The following is a 16036-nucleotide window of genomic DNA, read 5'->3' on the forward strand; positions in this document are numbered from 1 at the left end:
AAATAAAAAAGATGCGAGAAGCTCGCGTCTTTTTTATTGGGGGTTATAAAGTATTCTGCTGCTGCACGGGCGCTTCTCTTCGCATGTCAACGTGAGGGATATCATCTTCAAGGTAGCAATCAGAAATTACATTGAACCCATGGCGGGCGTAAAAGTGAGAGAGGTGTTCTTGAGCGCCGATATCGATGGTTTGACCTGGCCACATTCTCTCGCATTGCGTTAGTGCGACTTCCAGTAACTGATGGCCTAAGCCGCCTCCGCGAGCGGTTTGTTTCGTCGCCACTCGACCTATACTGACATTGTCATAGGTTGTACCAGCAGGAAGCAAACGCGCACAGGCAACGAGTTCATCACGGCGATAGCCTAAGAGGTGATGAACGCCTTCCAGCGTGTCTTTACCATCTAACTCTGGGTATGGGCATGTTTGTTCAACGATAAAGACATCAACGCGTAATTGCATCATTGCATACAGTTGTGTGGTGGTCAGTTGGGCAAATGGTAAAGTAATCCAAGTAAGCATTTCTAGTATCCATGATGTTATGTACCCAAATAAATGTGAGAGGCTCAACCTTGCATATGAAGTCATTTGGGTTGGTTCACTCTGACTTTACTTGGTTTTGGGCTAATACTCATTAACAATGGTTAATTTTCACTGGTCTTCCTGTCAAATCTGGTGATAATGTGCTCTCTTTTCATCCCACCTGAGGATATTCCCGTGAGCAAACCAACTTTTGATCAAGTAGAGTTAAGCCCAGCATTACTCGCCACACTTGATTCTCTCAACTACACCCACATGACGCCCATTCAAGCTTTGAGTTTGCCTGCGATTTTGAAACACCGTGATGTCATCGGGCAGGGAAAAACGGGCTCAGGTAAAACGGCCGCGTTTGGATTAGGCGTATTGTCTAACCTCAACGTCAAACGCTTCCGAGTTCAGTCGTTGGTACTGTGTCCGACTCGAGAGCTTGCTGACCAAGTGGCGAAAGAAATTCGAACTTTAGGTCGAAGCATCCACAACATCAAAGTGCTCACTCTGTGTGGCGGTATGCCAATGGGGCCACAGATTGGCTCATTAGAGCACGGCGCTCATATTTTGGTGGGAACACCGGGTCGTATTTTGGATCATCTTGAGAAAGGCAGAATCAATCTTGAAGAGTTAAACACCTTGGTGTTGGATGAAGCCGACCGTATGTTGGATATGGGATTCCAAGATGCCCTTGATGCTATCATCGCGAAAGCACCTAAACAGCGTCAAACGCTACTGTTTAGTGCTACGTTCCCAGAAAAAATCGAGCAGGTGGCAAAGCGTATTATGCAATCACCGGAATTGATTAAAGTAGAGTCGACTCACGACACCTCGAGTATCGTACAATACTTTTATCGAGTCGAAGGCTCAGAAGCTCGTGACGAGGCGTTAGCCAACTTATTGTTGACTCATCAACCAGAGTCGGCGGTGGTCTTTTGTAACACTAAAAAGGAAGTACAAAGTGTTGCTGATGAACTGCATCGTAAAGGGTTTAGTGTTATCGATATTCACGGGGATTTGGAGCAACGAGAACGAGACCAAGCACTGGTGCAATTTTCGAACAAAAGTGTGTCTATTTTGGTGGCGACCGATGTGGCCGCTCGTGGTTTAGATGTTGATAACCTAGACGCTGTGTTTAACTTTGAATTATCACGCGATCCGGAAGTTCACGTACACCGTATCGGTCGTACTGGTCGCGCAGGCAGTACAGGTTTGGCATTTAGCTTCTTTGGCGAAAAAGACGGCTTACGAGTGGCACGTATTGAAGAATACTTAGAGATGGATGTGGTGCCAGCAACGCTGCCAGCGAAGTCAAACCAACAGCCATACCAAGCGAAAATGGTGACGATCAACATTGATGGTGGCAAGAGGCAAAAAGTCCGCCCAGGTGATATATTAGGTTGCCTAACGGGGAAAGATGGTATTCCAGGCACTCAAGTTGGCAAGATTCATTTGTTCCCAGTGCGCGCTTATGTAGCGGTTGATAAATCTGTCGCCAAGAAAGCGTTGCAAACCATTAGCAATGGCAAGATGAAAGGGCGTCAGTTCCGAGCACGAATCCTTAAGTAGAATATCGATGTTATGCAAAGGCTCTTCGTTTGAAGAGCCTTTTTTTGATTTTACTTGGGCGTGTTATCTTTAGTTAAGCGCGCTTTAATTCGGCTTAAACTGATAGGCGTGATCCCCAGATAAGCAGCAATTTGGCTATCGGTAATACGTTGCTTTAAATCTGGGTAATGAGCGCAAAATAATTGGTATCGTTCCTCTGGGGAGTAGAGCAGCATAAAACGTTCTTTGTTCTCTTTATTAACCAGTTGGTTTTCGAGTAGCTTTAAGTAAATGGCGTGCTTTTCTGCTCGCCAGTGATGCAACGTTTCAATTGGCAAGCAAAATAGCTGACAAGCGCTCAGCGTTTCCAATAAGTAAGGCGAAGGTTGGTTCTTAATTATGCTCTCAAAGCCGATAACCCAGTCCTTCTCCCAATAAAATTCTTTACTGAATTCTTTGCCCTGTTCAGTGAGATAGCTTGCGTGGCATAAGCCTTCAATAATGAAATAGAAATGCGTACTAAACTCGCCTTGGTGGTTAAGAATGTGGCGCGTAGGCAGTTCGAATAACTCACCATTTTCGATAAGTTGGTTTGCTTCTGTGTCTAAGAAGCCATGATTGACTAAGTCTGAAAAAAGATCGCTGTGCATGTGATAACTCAGAAACGGTTTTCTTTATTCTAACGGGTTTTATTGATAACAAAAAAGCGGCTCATGAGAGCCGCTTAGCGTTGTTGTCAAATCAGCCTTACTTACTTATTCAGGTCGATTTGGTAAACCGCGAAACCAATGTCGTCAGTCGCGACACGTTTCATTGGGTATTGACCTTTCTCTTTGATGAACTGCGCCGCTTTATCGCTAGGCGAGGTTTCGAAACGAATATCTAGCTTGTTCTCGGACTTAATCGGTGCGAAAGACCAGTTGTTGTCAGCGCTTGGTGTCACTTCACCTTTTTCTTCACTCACGCGAGAAATATAAGCGGCGACGACAGAGCGGTTTTCATCTGGTGCGTCAAACGCAATAAAGTCTGGGCCCGTACCAGGGAAGGTATTGCTATAAGCACGGTAGTTATTGGTTGCGATGATGAAGTCCTGCTTCGAATCAACAGGCTTACCATCGAATGTCAGATTCACAATACGCTGAGACTCTGGATTAATCACTTTGCAATTCGCATCGTATTTGGGCGGTTGGGCGATATCGATCTGGTAGTTCACCCCATCAATGACATCGAAGTTGTACGTACGGAAATTATCCCAATCAATCAAAGGTTGCGGCTGAGTGTTTGTGATATCGATGTGGTTAAATTGTCCCGCGCTGCACTCTAGCCATTCGCGAACCTCTTTACCTTTCACTTTCATCGCAACCAAGGTGTTTGGATATAAGTAAAGATCGGCCGCATTACGGAAGGTGAGCTGACCGGACTCTACTTCCGTGAAGTTGCTTGGATCGTTTTTACGACCGCCGACCTTAAACGGTGCCGCTGCGCTCAAAACAGGGATGTCAGCGAGATCTGGGTCACCTTGGATGAAGCGTTCCACGTAATCCTTTTGCGCAAGGTTAACGATCTGAATGGTGGGGTCGTCTTGCACCAATGCAAGGAAGCTATACATCACATCATTCGTTTTGCCGATAGGCTGGTTGACGAATTCACGCGTGCCTTTGTGATCTTCTGCTAATGCTTTCACGATGCCTTTATCGGCTTCAGCCAAAGATTGTTTATTGGCTTTGTCGAAGATTGGCCGTGCTTCAGAACGACCTTCGACCACTTGCCACTTGTCATCTTTCTCTTTCAGTAGCAAGTCCATCACACCGACGTGGCTCCCCCAGCGACCCGGCATAACCGAAGTGACACCATTGATGGTCCCTCGGTCAGTGTCAACGCCTTGCAGGTCAGCAAAGTCTTTACCTGGGAAGACGGCGTGAGAGTGACCAAAAGCAATGGCATCAATCCCGTCGACTTGAGTTAAGTAGTAAATTGAGTTCTCTGCGCCTAATTTGTATGGATCAGTAGAAATGCCGGAGTGAGGAATCGCGATGATCACGTCGGCGCCTTGTTTCTTCATTTGAGGGAGCAGCGTTTCTGCCGTTTCCTTAATATCTTTGGCAAAAACGTTGCTTTCAAGGTTCTTCTTATCCCACACCATAATTTGGGGCGGAACAAAGCCGATGTAGCCGACTTTAACTTGATGTGCGTCGCCGTTGGTGTCTTTGAAGGTATGCGTTTTGATCAGGTAGGGCTTGAAATAGTGCTCCCCTGTTTTTTTATCAAATACGTTTGCGTTGATGTAAGGAAAGTTCGCGCCCGTCAAAGTCTTGGCTAAAAAGTCCAAGCCATAGTTGAATTCATGGTTACCAATGTTGCCCACATCGTAGTTTAACTGGTTCATCGCCTTGTAGACCGGGTGTACTTCGCCAGCGTTGATCCCTCTCGCCGCCATGTAATCGCCCATTGGGCTGCCTTGGATCAAATCACCGTTATCAACCAATACACTGTTTTCTGCCTCTGATTTTGCCTGCTTTACTAATGTGGCGGCACGGCTTAGGCCGATTTTTTGTGACGGTTGATCTTTGTAGTAATCGTAATCCATCACGTTAGTGTGAATATCGGTGGTTTCGATAATGCGAAGTTTGATGGTATCGGCCATCGCAGAGCCTGCAAGCGTTAGCATGCCACTTAACACTGCGAGCGAGAGGGAATTAACTGCCATTTTCATGTGGTACTCCAATTCAATGGGATAGGGAAGTCGTACGCGTAATGTAGCAAACGCAGTGCAACTTGATGATAAAGAAACAATAAACTGTGAACATCCATCAGTTTACAGAACCTTATTCATCGTAATCGCCGATTTTTTCACGCTTTTGAATGAGACCAAACAAAAAATTCTTAGCAGATTTTTGAATAAAAAATGAAATTTTAGAATTTCAGGTAATATAAACGCCCCGCCATAATGCTTGCACAACAATATCAATGGATGATGAGCAAGCACATGGCAACAAACGATTCAGTCACTTCTTTTCCTCAACAAAAGCCTCGATTGGTTGCTGATAACCCAGTGGCTGGTGTTACACGTTTTGCCAAGCAAACGCTACAACCGAGTGAAGTTGCGCTGGTGGGGGCTGGGCCCGGTGATCCTGAGCTTTTGACGCTGAAAGCGCTCAACTGTCTACAGCAAGCGGATGTGGTTTTGTACGACTATCTGGTCTCTGAGGAGATCATGGCGCTGATCCCAAGCGATACGATTTTAGTCTGTGTGGGCAAACGTGCTGGACATCACAGCGTGCCACAAGAGAAAACCAACCAGCTTTTAGTCGACTTCGCAAAACAAGGCTATCGCGTGGTTCGAATTAAAGGCGGCGATCCATTTATGTTTGGGCGGGGTGGAGAGGAGCTCGAGGTACTCGCCGATGCGGGGGTGCGTTTTCAGGTTGTGCCGGGTATTACCGCGGCGGCTGGCGCAACCGCCTATGCGGGTATTCCGCTGACGCATCGTGATTATGCGCAATCGGCTATTTTTGTCACCGGCCACTTAAAAGAAGCAAGTGATGAGATGGACTGGTCAACGCTGGCGCGTGGTAATCAGACTTTAGTGATCTACATGGGCCTGATGAAATCACACTATATTCAGAAACAACTCATTAAGCACGGTCGCGCAACATCGACACCGATTGCCATCATTGAGCGCGGTACCCAAATTCAACAAAAAGTATTGACGGGACAACTATCCCAGCTCTCTGATTTATCGAAAGAAGCCAAGGCGCCATCGTTGATTGTTGTCGGAGAAGTGGTGCGATTGTCTCAAAAGCTAGATTGGTTTTTACCCAATACGGATTGCAGCAAAAATGTCATTGCCAACGCCATATAATTTCAGCCCAAAGATCAGAGACGTAACGCGGCTTCAAGCTTAAAAAGGAAAGACAAAACATGGACCAACAACGTTTAACTCACCTTAAACAACTCGAAGCGGAGAGTATTCATATTATCCGTGAAGTTGCGGCTGAGTTTGATAACCCAGTCATGATGTATTCGATTGGTAAAGACTCATCAGTGATGCTGCACCTTGCGCGTAAAGCTTTTTATCCGGGTAAGATTCCATTTCCACTGCTGCATGTGGATACCGATTGGAAGTTCCGCGAGATGATTGAGTTTCGTGACCGCACGGCTGAAAAATATGGTTTTGAGCTTTTGGTACATAAGAACCCAGAAGGGCTAGCAATGGGTTGTAGTCCATTTGTTCATGGCTCTTCCAAGCACACCGACATCATGAAAACTCAAGGTCTAAAGCAAGCATTGAACAAATACGGCTTTGATGCGGCCTTCGGGGGAGCGCGTCGTGATGAAGAAAAGTCGCGTGCGAAAGAGCGCGTGTATTCATTTCGCGATAAAAACCACACTTGGGATCCTAAGAGTCAACGACCAGAGCTGTGGAAAACTTACAACGGCCAAGTGAACAAAGGGGAAAGTATTCGTGTATTCCCACTGTCAAATTGGACTGAACTGGATATCTGGCAATACATCTATCTAGAAAGCATTGAAATTGTTCCCCTTTATCTCGCTGACAAACGCCCTGTTGTTGACCGTAATGGCATGTTGATCATGGTTGATGATGACCGCATGACGCTTCAACCGGGTGAAGTGATTGAAGAGAAGAGCGTACGTTTCCGTACTCTGGGTTGTTATCCATTGACTGGGGCTATCGAGTCAGAAGCGAACACTTTGACTGGCATTATCGAAGAGATGTTGGTGGCCACGTCGAGTGAGCGTCAAGGTCGAGCGATCGACCACGATCAGTCAGGATCGATGGAGCTTAAGAAACGTCAAGGTTACTTCTAAAGGATCTAAGGAAAGAGAATGAACAGTGCAGTTGAAGCTCAATTAGCCGAGCTTGGTATTGAAGGCTATTTAACACAACACCAGTACAAGTCGTTACTTAGATTCTTGACTTGTGGCTCGGTAGATGACGGTAAAAGTACACTAATTGGTCGTTTACTCCATGACTCAAAACAGATTTATGAAGATCAGCTAGCGGCAGTGCATTCAGACAGCCAACGTGTGGGCACTACGGGTGAAAAGCCTGACCTTGCGTTACTGGTAGATGGCTTACAAGCCGAGCGCGAGCAGGGGATCACGATTGATGTGGCTTACCGTTATTTCTCGACGCAGAAACGTAAGTTCATCATCGCCGATACTCCTGGGCACGAGCAGTACACGCGTAACATGGCAACAGGCGCATCGACGTGTGATTTAGCGGTGATCTTAGTCGATGCACGTAAAGGCATTCTTGACCAAACTCGCCGTCACTCTTTTATTTCCAACCTACTGGGTTTGAAACACTTTGTTGTGGCGATCAACAAGATGGATTTAGTGGATTACTCGCAACAGCGCTTTGAAGAGATCCGCGATGAGTACCTTAAGTTTTCTGAGAATCTAACCGGGGATATTGATATTCAAATTATCCCGATTTCGGCGCTAGAAGGCGACAACGTGGTGGATAAAGGGCAAAACCTGAGTTGGTTTGAAGGCCCGTCGTTGCTTGAACTCCTTGAGACGGTCGATGTGGAGCAAGAAAAAGGCGCGGGTGAATTCCGCTTCCCTGTGCAATACGTTAACCGTCCTAACCTTGATTTTCGTGGTTTTGCGGGGACGGTTTCATCGGGCTCGATTAAAGTGGGCGATGCAATCACAGCGCTGCCATCGGGTAAAACGTCAACCGTGGCGCGCATTGTTACGTTTGATGGCGATCTCGAAAAAGCGCGTGCTGGTTTAGCGGTGACTCTAACTCTCAGCGATGAGATCGATATTAGCCGTGGCGATTTGATTGTGCTGGATAATGCTCAAGTGGAAACTACAAATCATCTGCTTGCCAATGTGGTGTGGATGACGGAGCAACCGTTGCAGCCCGGTCGTGACTACGACATTAAAATCGCGGGCAAAAAGACCGTGGGTCATGTTGAGTCGATTCGTCATCAATACGATATCAACAATCTGTCGACCCACAGCGCGGCAGAGCTGCCATTGAATGGTATCGGCTTATGTGAATGGTCTCTCAATGAATCTGTAGCGCTAGACAACTATCAAGATTGTGCCGATACCGGAGGTTTCATCATTATCGACCGTCTGACGAATGTTACGGTTGGTGCAGGCATGGTGAAAGAAAGCCTTGCGGCGGTAGAGCGCGATTTGACGGATATTTCAGCGTTTGAGCTAGAGCTTAATGCGCTTGTGCGTAAGCACTTCCCCCATTGGGAAGCGCAAGACGTCAGTCAGCTGCTGAAAGCATAATTGGTCAGCCCAAGTGCGAGAGCATGAGCCGATCATCTTTCGTGCTTGGGGCGTCGCAGCCTGACTGAGCTGCGAAATCAAAGAGGTCATTCTCCTAATATTAGAATGTTTCGGTGAAGTCTAAGCAGACCGAGGGGCCTGAGTTTTTTTTCGCTTGTGTTCGTTTTGTCTGTTTACTCGTTTTTTGCGGTATATCGCCGTTAAACGAGTCGTTGTTGTGCCCTTTTTCGGGCTATTTGGTAAGGAAAGGCTATGTGGGAACAAGGATTTGTATTAGCGATATTGCTTGGCATTATCACTTGTTTGCTTGTCACGAAAATTAAGCCTAGTTATGTCTTTGCAGGGGCAGCCTTTATCGCATTTATGGCGGGGATGATGGACTCCGCCACCATCGCATCGAATTTTACCAACTCTTCATTACTCACGTTAGTGTTGTTGATCCTCGCATCGTGCGCTTTAGAAAAAACATTGCTGATCAGTTGGGTCAGCCGCAGTATTTCTGAAGGGAATCTGGGCAGTGTGATTGCCAAACTCGGCGTCTCGACGGCATTATTATCCTCATTTACTAATAACACCGCCGTGGTGGTCTCGTTGATTGGCGCGATTAAACGTAATCAAAAGCATGCGCCGTCAAAGCTTTTGATCCCACTCTCTTACGCCGCGATATTGGGTGGGACGTTAACCTTGATAGGGACATCGACCAATTTAATCATCAACAGTTTTGTGGAAGATGCAGGGCTACCGAGTCTGAACTTTTTTGCCCCGACCATGATTGGTTTAGCGGTGCTGGCGGGTGGGATGTTGATCCTGATCCCCTTGAGTTATTTATTACCGAATTACGACGATCACAGCCAGGAAGACTTACCGTATTTTCTTGAATCTCGCGTGGAGCCGGGATCATCGTTGGTTGGCCGGACGGTTAGCGAGAATAATTTACGCGCTTTACGTAAACTGTTTCTCGCTGAAGTGGTGCGCGATGGTGTCACCGTGCCCTCCGTGGGGCCAGATTTTGTGCTTAACGCGAAAGACCGGTTACTGTTTTGTGGTGATGTTGAGAGTGTTGCCACACTGCAAGAAATCTCTGGCTTAACGCTGTTTGGTCATCAGCATTTGAATGGACAGAACTTTATTGAAGTTGTGGTCAGTTCGTCAGCCAGTTTCTGTTATAAAACGCTCAAAGAGAGCCGTTTTCGGGATAGATTTGACTCCGTGGTGGTGGCGATTCGCCGCGGTCATGAACGCTTGGAAGGTGGTTTAGGCAGTATTACCTTAGCACCTGGTGATACCTTGGTTTTGGTGCCGGGTAAGCGGTTTGAAGCAGAGCGCCGAGCACAACGTAAAGAGTTTGTTCTGGTGCATGAGTTGGATTCTAGTGCGCGGCTAGATACACACAAATCGTTTATTGTGCTATTTGGTTTCGCGGCCGTGATTGGTGGTGCATTGTTGGAACTGGTGCCGATGATGAAAGGTCTTGCCGTGTATATCATTGCGCTGATAGCGTTTGGCATTGTGCAATTCTCAGAACTGCGTCGCCGTTTTCCCCTCGATATTGTGGTGATTGTTGGTTCCGCTTTATCCATCGCCCAACTGATGATCTCCTCAGGGTTGTCCGAGAAGATGGGGGCGATATTTATTGAAGCGTTCAATGGCTGGGGCGTATTTGGCGCTTTGGTCGCAACTTACATCATGACATTAGTTCTTACTGAACTGGTGACGAACAATGCCGCGGCTGCGCTTTCTTTTCCTATCGGCTATAGCATGGCGGTTGGTTATGGCGTTGATCCGATGCCATTCATCATGGCGGTCTTGTTTGGCGCCAGTGCGAGTTTTATTTCTCCCTACGGTTATCAAACCAACCTGCTGGTGTACAGCGTAGGCAATTACAAATTGACCGACTATGTGAGAATCGGTGTGCCGATTTCGATTGTGTACTCTGTATTAGTACTTACTTTGATTCCGGTCTTCTTCCCGTTTTAATTCCGATATTTACAAGGATACGTTATGACTGCCGAGACGACGGTAAAAGATGAACACATTGTTTGGCACCAGCATTCGGTCGATAAACAGTGTCGGGCTGAATTAAAGCAGCAAAAGCCTGCTGTATTGTGGTTTACCGGCTTATCTGGCGCGGGTAAATCAACCGTAGCAGGGGCGCTGGAAAATCGCCTCGCTGCCCAAGGGTTCCATACGTACTTATTGGATGGTGACAATGTGCGACATGGTTTATGCAGTGACTTGGGGTTTTCACTGCAAGATCGTCGCGAGAACATTCGTCGTATTGGTGAACTGGCTAAATTGATGGCAGATGCGGGTCTCATAGTGTTGTCGGCGTTTATTTCACCACACCGAGCTGAGCGCCAGTTAGTGCGCGATCTGTTGCCAGACGGTGAGTTCATCGAGGTGTTCGTCAATGCTTCCTTGGCAGTGTGCGAAGGGCGCGATCCAAAAGGCTTGTATCGAAAAGCACGCGCGGGGGAAATCCTTAATTTCACTGGTATCGACTCAGAATATCAAGCGCCTGAAAGTCCGGAAATTGACTTACCAGCGGGCGAAAAGAGCGTCGATGAGCTGGTGGATTTGTGCTTAGCAGTACTTCAGTCGCGTGGCGTGATCTGATAACTCTGCATTTGGATCATTGGTGGTCAAAAAGTCATGGCTTTACATGAGAAGCATTCGGAACATTCGTGGCCCAAAGCTTCTCAGTTGAGCTTACACGGTATGGTGTACCGCGTTGTTCGCGTCACTATGAACACTAAATCTTTGATTTAACAGCGCGATCATCTGCTCGTAGTACTCAGAATTGGGTTTATTGCCGAGCAAGGTACAAAGTTCATTTCCCGTCGGGGTGAAACGATAATATAACAGGCGAACCCCTTTGCTGTTGACGTGCAGTGACAAATTCTTCCCTTGGTAAGTGAGGACTAATGGTGTCTCGATACCAATTTGTCCAGATTCCAGCTCGGTTCTATGCAGTAGCCCGATTTCAATTAAGACCAACAAACTCGAATAGGGCAGTTGAAAGCTTCCCATGTTTAAACTACTGGCAGTATCGCGTTTGCCAAAACTAAACATGCCACCATGTGCTTTATAACCAAGCAGTAACTTTTTACTGTTGTCACCACCAAAACTGCATGCGAGCGCAGCGGCTCTTTGTAGCGTTTGTGCTTCTTTGGGGGACATGTCTTTGAGGATCTTTAATGCTTTCATTGACGTTGACCCCGGATTAGTGACTTCGCGTTTCATCACTTGAGCCCACAGCTTTTGCATTGAACTGTTGTGGATGTCTTGAGCCATCTCAAAAAATCGGTACAACCAGTCTTGGTCTGGCTCACCGGCCATTTCATCTCGGCATGAGCCATGCGCCAGTTTTAAAATGTGCTCTAGATTTTTCTGTCTTTGCTCTTGGCGTCTTTGCTCGCGCAGTTGCGCTCGTTCAAGCGCAGGCTTGGCGGGGGGATCGACTTGCAACAAAGCATCGAGGCCATGGATTTGCGCAATACTTTCAATCCGGCTAGCACTGTCTCTGATGTAACCTTTTTTCTTGTCGTGATGACTGCTTTTTTCTGAGCTTGACTGGTGTTCGATGACAACAGGTTGCTTTGTCGGTTCTGCCATTAATTTTCCTACCATCCTACCAAGAGCGGCGATGTTCGCTAGTGTCAATTTACACCTTATCTGAAGAAGCGACCAGATAGGAGTTCTCAGTTTTTGAACGAATAGGGCTGTTCAAAATGATAACAAGTTGTTAAAATTGTTATCACTATTTTGGAGGGGCGATGAAGTTCTCGGAAGCAAGCAAACTGAAAAAGCACCTGTCGATAGCGTTTCTTTTGGTTCTTTATGTGGGCGTATTGGTGTACTTATCACGCTACATTGTGTGACATCAAATGACCAAAAGCGCCGATACGACGCCTTAGATGTACTGAACTGTCAACGACTGACACTACATATCGTCGTAGGCTTCTAGTTTCGAACCCTCAATAATGTAAGCTGTTTCTGCTAACTCATGGCTCAGCGTCTCTGTCTTGAGTTTCCCAACTACATAAATGACATCCCACAATTCCTGAATTGGTGCGCCTTTCGGGAATTTCACATAAATGATCTGGTTCGGCGGTGGTGGCGGAACATGGATACACGCCCCAAAGTAGGGCACCAATAAGAACTCAGTCACGGTGTTGGCGTCGCCTTCAAGCGGGATCACAAAGCCAGGGATTTTGACTAGGCTACCATTCAGCTCTGGTCGAACATTGCCGATCTTAGATTGTTGGGCCGCACCGCCACTGTGATTTGAGTCTGGCATACCGACACTGTCGAACAGTTTGCGTTCAGCTTCTGGGATAAGATCTATCCAATCGAGTTTTAATGGTGCGGCGTTCGCTGCCACAGGCGCAATAAATGCGAGGATGAGCAAGCCGCTAACGAGTATTTTTCTCCACATCTTGTTAAATCCTTATTGTCATTCCGTCACTGAGTGACTGTCGGTAGGCGCGAAAAGCTGGGATGAAACCAATCACAATACCAGCGCATTGTACGCAAGCTAATAGTATCCATTCATAGGGCGATAAGACGCTTAAAGTGACAGTTATCCCGTAGTGTTGTTGAATAATGGGTTGCACGATAGCGACAATGGCATACAAACTGACTACGCCTGTGACAATTCCAGCCGCAGTCAGCAAGCTGGCTTCACTAATTAATAATGAGAACACATGACGAGGTCTTGCCCCCATGGCGCGCAAAATCGCCATTTCTCGGCGGCGCTCTTGCAGACTGGTTAAAAGGCTGCTTAGCATGCCTAGCAACCCTGCGATCACCACAAAGCCCGACACCACCATCAACGTTTGTTCGGCGACCGACATCATTCCCCACAGTTCATGCAACGCAACCCCGGGCATAATCGCGCTAAGCGGTTCTTTGGGATAAGTGTTGATTTGCCTTTGTAGGGCGAAAGTCTGAATACGAGATTTCAAACCGACCAGCATCGCGGTAATTTGCTTGGGCTGAAAGTCTCTGTTTTTGAGGTCTTGTGCCTTGGGGGTTGGGCCTAAACGTGCACCGCTTTCCCATCCGACGTGGATGGCTTCGATGGCTTCTAGTGATACATGCACCGTTTTGTCGACTGGCGTGCCAGTGGGAGCCAAAATGCCAACCACGTTGAAGGGTAAATTATCGTGACGGCTAAAACCAACATCACTGATGCCGTGAGCAATGATGATTTCACTACCAATGTGATACCCCAGCTGCTTCGCAACGTCAGAGCCGAGTACGGTTTCAAATAAACCATTGAATTTTCTGCCTTCATTGGTGGTGAGTGGTTGCTTACTTCCATATCGATAGTGTGCAAAATAGCTGTGATTGGTGCCCATGACTCGGAAGCCTTTGTGCGAGTCGCCAAGTGAGATTGGAATCGCCCAATCTACTGCTCGATGATTGGCAAACTCTTGGTAGCTCTTCCAGTCAATGTTGTTGGTGGCATTGCCAATCCGAAACACAGAATAGAGCAGTAAGTTCACCTGCCCAGAGCGCCCGCCAATGATGAGGTCGGTGCCGGAAATGGTATTGGCGAAGCTATCTTTGGCTTGGGTTCGAATGCGCTCGACACCTAATAGAAGTACCACCGAAATTGCCACCGTCATGATGGTTAAAATGGCAGTGGCTTTACGGTTCATCAAGCTCTTCCAAGCGAGCTTTATAACAGCGCTCATGATGCGGCTCCTAGGTTGGTCGCTTGATTAATGTCTGGCAGGTTGAGAGTACGGTCAAACATAGACTCGAGTGTTGGATCGTGGCTGACAAACACCAGTGTCGCGTTAGCTTGGTTTGTTTGTTCCATGAGTAGTTCGAGAAAGGCCTTGCGGTTATCGTGGTCTAGGGCTGATGTTGGTTCGTCAGCGATTACTAACTCCGGATGCCCAATCAGCGCTCGCGCTGCGGCAACACGTTGTTGCTGACCAATACTCAGCTCTGATACAGGGCGAGTATGAAGCCCGATCGGCAAATGGAGCCGCTCTAACAACACTTGAGCCTGCTCTTCTAACGTCTTAGATGGCGTTTTTGAAGTAACGCGATCGTGTTTTATTTGGCTAAATTGACAAGGCAGGACTACGTTTTCAACAACGTTCAGGTAAGGCAATAAATTGAATTGTTGGAATATATAGCCAATGTGATCGGCTCGAAATTTATCTCTCTCGCTTGCACCTAGGCGGGCGAGATCTGTCTCTAAAACAGAGAGAGAGCCAGACGTTAAGGTGTTGATACCAGTGAGTAGGGCGAGCAGGGTGGATTTACCACAACCACTTGGACCTTTGATAAAAACATGCTCACCTTGCGCAATGTGTAACTGTGGAATGTGGATGGTCGCGTGTGTTGAGCCGGGCCAGGTAAACTGGGCATCATTCAGTTCAACAACGTTTGACGTGGTTCTAGTCATACTAAATCACCAAAGCTTTGGCGTGTAAGTGTGTACTTACACGCCACTCGTGTTATTTGATTACGATTTGGGAGTTATCTTTGCTCAGTTTGATGGCTGATTGCATGGTGTCCGTGAATATATTGACGTTGACTGACTCAGTCGTTAGAAATTGATTAAACCAGTCGGTTTGAATGTGACTGAGTTGGTTAACTTGGTCACAGCTGAAGCGATATTGCACCGAAAACTCACCATGTCCGCCATTTTCATGCTCCTCACGGTGAGCATCGTGACCGTCATGTTCATTGTGGTGATCATGGTGTTCATGATCGTGATTTGCATGGTCATCATGGTCGTGCTCGCTATGATCATGCCCCCCATGTGCGCCACCAAGATTATGCGCGACATGGACTTCTTCAATATCACAACTCGCCTGTTCGTTGAGGGTCAACAACGTGTGGCTGTCTTCCAATGTGGTTATGGCCTGTTTCAGTGCTTGCTCTTGCTGCGCATTTTTAGGTGCATGCTCGAAACCCACGACGTCGGCTCCGGGCGCGGTAATTTCTACTAATAAATCTTTACCGTCTTGGGCGATATTAAACTCGACGTGGCTGTGAACGTGGGCACCGTGTTGACGGTACTCTTCTGTATTCGCCGCCGTAGATAAAGATAAGCCGATAACAAAAGCTAAAACATGTGTAGTAGATGGCATAGTGGTATTTTCCTAATTTTGCTTACATTAACCTGAACGATATGGGCTTAGGTTAAAACGTAACAATGACGTCATGGGTCGGCACGCAAGGGGGCCGAAATAACAGACATTATGTTGAGTGTGGGGGAGTTTGACGATTAAGCAAAAGAAGGTGGTGCGCGGGCGGAGCAAGGCACGGCTTCAATATAAAGGCAGCCTTCGGCCGTATCATGGTATCGGACACGAGTATAAGTGAGTGGCGTGATGACCGACTGAGCCTTGACTAGGCCGTGCTGAACACCAGAAAACAGTTGGCAATGATGGTGGGTGTGGTGTTCGGGAGTAATATCAATCTGATGAAGGATGGCCGCAAAATTCCAAGCGATCAGCAATGCGACACTGAAAAACAAAACAGTGCGATGCCAGTGTTTTAGTGTCTTTTGTTGGGAATGATGCATCTTAGAGCCTGAAACCTTACCAATTGTTATAATATAACATCCATTATTAGTAAAAGTTCACTCTTTTGTTCGTTCGCAGGAACATTGAGGTCAATACCGTCGATATGACCAGATCTCATCTTACAGTC

The 16036-nt window shown here is 47.0% G+C and carries 15 protein-coding genes; 6 read left to right on the top strand and 9 right to left on the bottom strand.

The features are described from left to right. Positions 1-43: 43 nt before the first annotated feature. The gene (locus tag AC3D28_RS13100) at positions 44-520 is read right to left on the bottom strand and encodes a GNAT family N-acetyltransferase (RefSeq protein WP_488535003.1); all 477 of its coding nucleotides are present in this window, start codon (positions 518-520) and stop codon (positions 44-46) included. A 195-nt stretch (positions 521-715) separates the two neighbouring features. On the opposite strand from AC3D28_RS13100, the gene dbpA reads away from it, so the two are divergent. Beyond that, positions 716-2095 (top strand): ATP-dependent RNA helicase DbpA, encoded by a 1380-nt coding sequence (gene dbpA, locus AC3D28_RS13105; RefSeq protein ID WP_488535004.1) that lies wholly within the window; start codon positions 716-718, stop codon positions 2093-2095. A gap of 50 nt (positions 2096-2145) precedes the next feature. On the opposite strand, the gene AC3D28_RS13110 is transcribed toward dbpA, so the two are convergent. Together AC3D28_RS13110 and AC3D28_RS13115 are read right to left on the bottom strand one after the other, a co-directional pair. Beyond that, complete coding sequence (locus tag AC3D28_RS13110) at positions 2146-2724, bottom strand: Crp/Fnr family transcriptional regulator (protein ID WP_488535005.1); 579 nt, start codon at positions 2722-2724, stop codon at positions 2146-2148. A gap of 101 nt (positions 2725-2825) precedes the next feature. Next, positions 2826-4787: a bifunctional 2',3'-cyclic-nucleotide 2'-phosphodiesterase/3'-nucleotidase gene (locus tag AC3D28_RS13115; RefSeq protein ID WP_488535006.1), complete on the bottom strand. Its 1962-nt coding sequence runs from the start codon at positions 4785-4787 to the stop codon at positions 2826-2828. A 273-nt stretch (positions 4788-5060) separates the two neighbouring features. Between AC3D28_RS13115 and cobA the strand changes: the two genes are divergently transcribed. The 5 genes from cobA (at position 5061) to cysC (ending at position 10969) form a co-directional block, all read left to right on the top strand. Then, a complete protein-coding gene (gene cobA, locus AC3D28_RS13120; RefSeq protein ID WP_488535007.1) occupies positions 5061-5936 on the top strand; it encodes a uroporphyrinogen-III C-methyltransferase in 876 nt (291 codons plus the stop codon). 59 nt (positions 5937-5995) lie between these two features. Further along, positions 5996-6904 (top strand): sulfate adenylyltransferase subunit CysD, encoded by a 909-nt coding sequence (gene cysD / locus AC3D28_RS13125; protein WP_098416652.1) that lies wholly within the window; start codon positions 5996-5998, stop codon positions 6902-6904. A gap of 18 nt (positions 6905-6922) precedes the next feature. Then, positions 6923-8353, top strand: a complete 1431-nt coding sequence (gene cysN, locus AC3D28_RS13130) for a sulfate adenylyltransferase subunit CysN (protein ID WP_488535008.1) — start codon at positions 6923-6925, stop codon at positions 8351-8353. 252 nt (positions 8354-8605) lie between these two features. Then, a complete protein-coding gene (locus tag AC3D28_RS13135; RefSeq protein ID WP_488535009.1) occupies positions 8606-10330 on the top strand; it encodes an SLC13 family permease in 1725 nt (574 codons plus the stop codon). A gap of 24 nt (positions 10331-10354) precedes the next feature. Continuing rightward, positions 10355-10969: an adenylyl-sulfate kinase gene (gene cysC, locus AC3D28_RS13140; RefSeq protein ID WP_488535010.1), complete on the top strand. Its 615-nt coding sequence runs from the start codon at positions 10355-10357 to the stop codon at positions 10967-10969. 93 nt (positions 10970-11062) lie between these two features. Here the strand turns inward: cysC and AC3D28_RS13145 are convergent, their stop codons facing one another. The 6 genes from AC3D28_RS13145 to AC3D28_RS13170 all read right to left on the bottom strand — a co-directional run bounded on the left by AC3D28_RS13145 (position 11063) and on the right by AC3D28_RS13170 (position 15908). After that, positions 11063-11968, bottom strand: coding sequence for a TIGR03899 family protein (locus tag AC3D28_RS13145; RefSeq protein WP_488535011.1), 906 nt, complete (start codon positions 11966-11968; stop codon positions 11063-11065). 328 nt (positions 11969-12296) lie between these two features. Next, a complete protein-coding gene (locus AC3D28_RS13150; RefSeq protein ID WP_098416647.1) occupies positions 12297-12791 on the bottom strand; it encodes a DUF3299 domain-containing protein in 495 nt (164 codons plus the stop codon). A gap of 4 nt (positions 12792-12795) precedes the next feature. Continuing rightward, a complete protein-coding gene (locus AC3D28_RS13155) occupies positions 12796-14055 on the bottom strand; it encodes an ABC transporter permease (protein ID WP_488535012.1) in 1260 nt (419 codons plus the stop codon). Further along, on the bottom strand, positions 14052-14780 hold the full coding sequence (locus AC3D28_RS13160; protein ID WP_488535013.1) for an ABC transporter ATP-binding protein: 729 nt from the start codon (positions 14778-14780) through the stop codon (positions 14052-14054). Before AC3D28_RS13160 ends, AC3D28_RS13155 begins: the two co-directional genes overlap by 4 nt. Positions 14781-14832: 52 nt before the next feature. Beyond that, on the bottom strand, positions 14833-15471 hold the full coding sequence (zrgA, locus tag AC3D28_RS13165; protein ID WP_488535014.1) for a zinc uptake protein ZrgA: 639 nt from the start codon (positions 15469-15471) through the stop codon (positions 14833-14835). Between the two features lie 137 nt (positions 15472-15608). Then, positions 15609-15908, bottom strand: coding sequence for a DUF2607 family protein (locus AC3D28_RS13170; protein WP_098416643.1), 300 nt, complete (start codon positions 15906-15908; stop codon positions 15609-15611). Between the last annotated feature and the right edge of the window lie 128 nt (positions 15909-16036).

It is taken from the genome of Vibrio sp. TAP-3B (assembly GCF_057784735.1).

Coding starts and splice junctions, on each gene's coding strand:
- cysD (WP_098416652.1), top strand. CDS start 5,996: ATGGACCAACAACGTTTAACTCACCTTAAACAACTCGAAGCGGAGAGT.
- cysC (WP_488535010.1), top strand. CDS start 10,355: ATGACTGCCGAGACGACGGTAAAAGATGAACACATTGTTTGGCACCAG.
- zrgA (WP_488535014.1), bottom strand. CDS start 15,471: ATGCCATCTACTACACATGTTTTAGCTTTTGTTATCGGCTTATCTTTA.
- AC3D28_RS13155 (WP_488535012.1), bottom strand. CDS start 14,055: ATGAGCGCTGTTATAAAGCTCGCTTGGAAGAGCTTGATGAACCGTAAA.
- AC3D28_RS13110 (WP_488535005.1), bottom strand. CDS start 2,724: ATGCACAGCGATCTTTTTTCAGACTTAGTCAATCATGGCTTCTTAGAC.
- AC3D28_RS13150 (WP_098416647.1), bottom strand. CDS start 12,791: ATGTGGAGAAAAATACTCGTTAGCGGCTTGCTCATCCTCGCATTTATT.
- AC3D28_RS13100 (WP_488535003.1), bottom strand. CDS start 520: ATGCTTACTTGGATTACTTTACCATTTGCCCAACTGACCACCACACAA.
- cobA (WP_488535007.1), top strand. CDS start 5,061: ATGGCAACAAACGATTCAGTCACTTCTTTTCCTCAACAAAAGCCTCGA.
- AC3D28_RS13160 (WP_488535013.1), bottom strand. CDS start 14,780: ATGACTAGAACCACGTCAAACGTTGTTGAACTGAATGATGCCCAGTTT.
- AC3D28_RS13170 (WP_098416643.1), bottom strand. CDS start 15,908: ATGCATCATTCCCAACAAAAGACACTAAAACACTGGCATCGCACTGTT.
- AC3D28_RS13135 (WP_488535009.1), top strand. CDS start 8,606: ATGTGGGAACAAGGATTTGTATTAGCGATATTGCTTGGCATTATCACT.
- AC3D28_RS13145 (WP_488535011.1), bottom strand. CDS start 11,968: ATGGCAGAACCGACAAAGCAACCTGTTGTCATCGAACACCAGTCAAGC.
- cysN (WP_488535008.1), top strand. CDS start 6,923: ATGAACAGTGCAGTTGAAGCTCAATTAGCCGAGCTTGGTATTGAAGGC.
- AC3D28_RS13115 (WP_488535006.1), bottom strand. CDS start 4,787: ATGAAAATGGCAGTTAATTCCCTCTCGCTCGCAGTGTTAAGTGGCATG.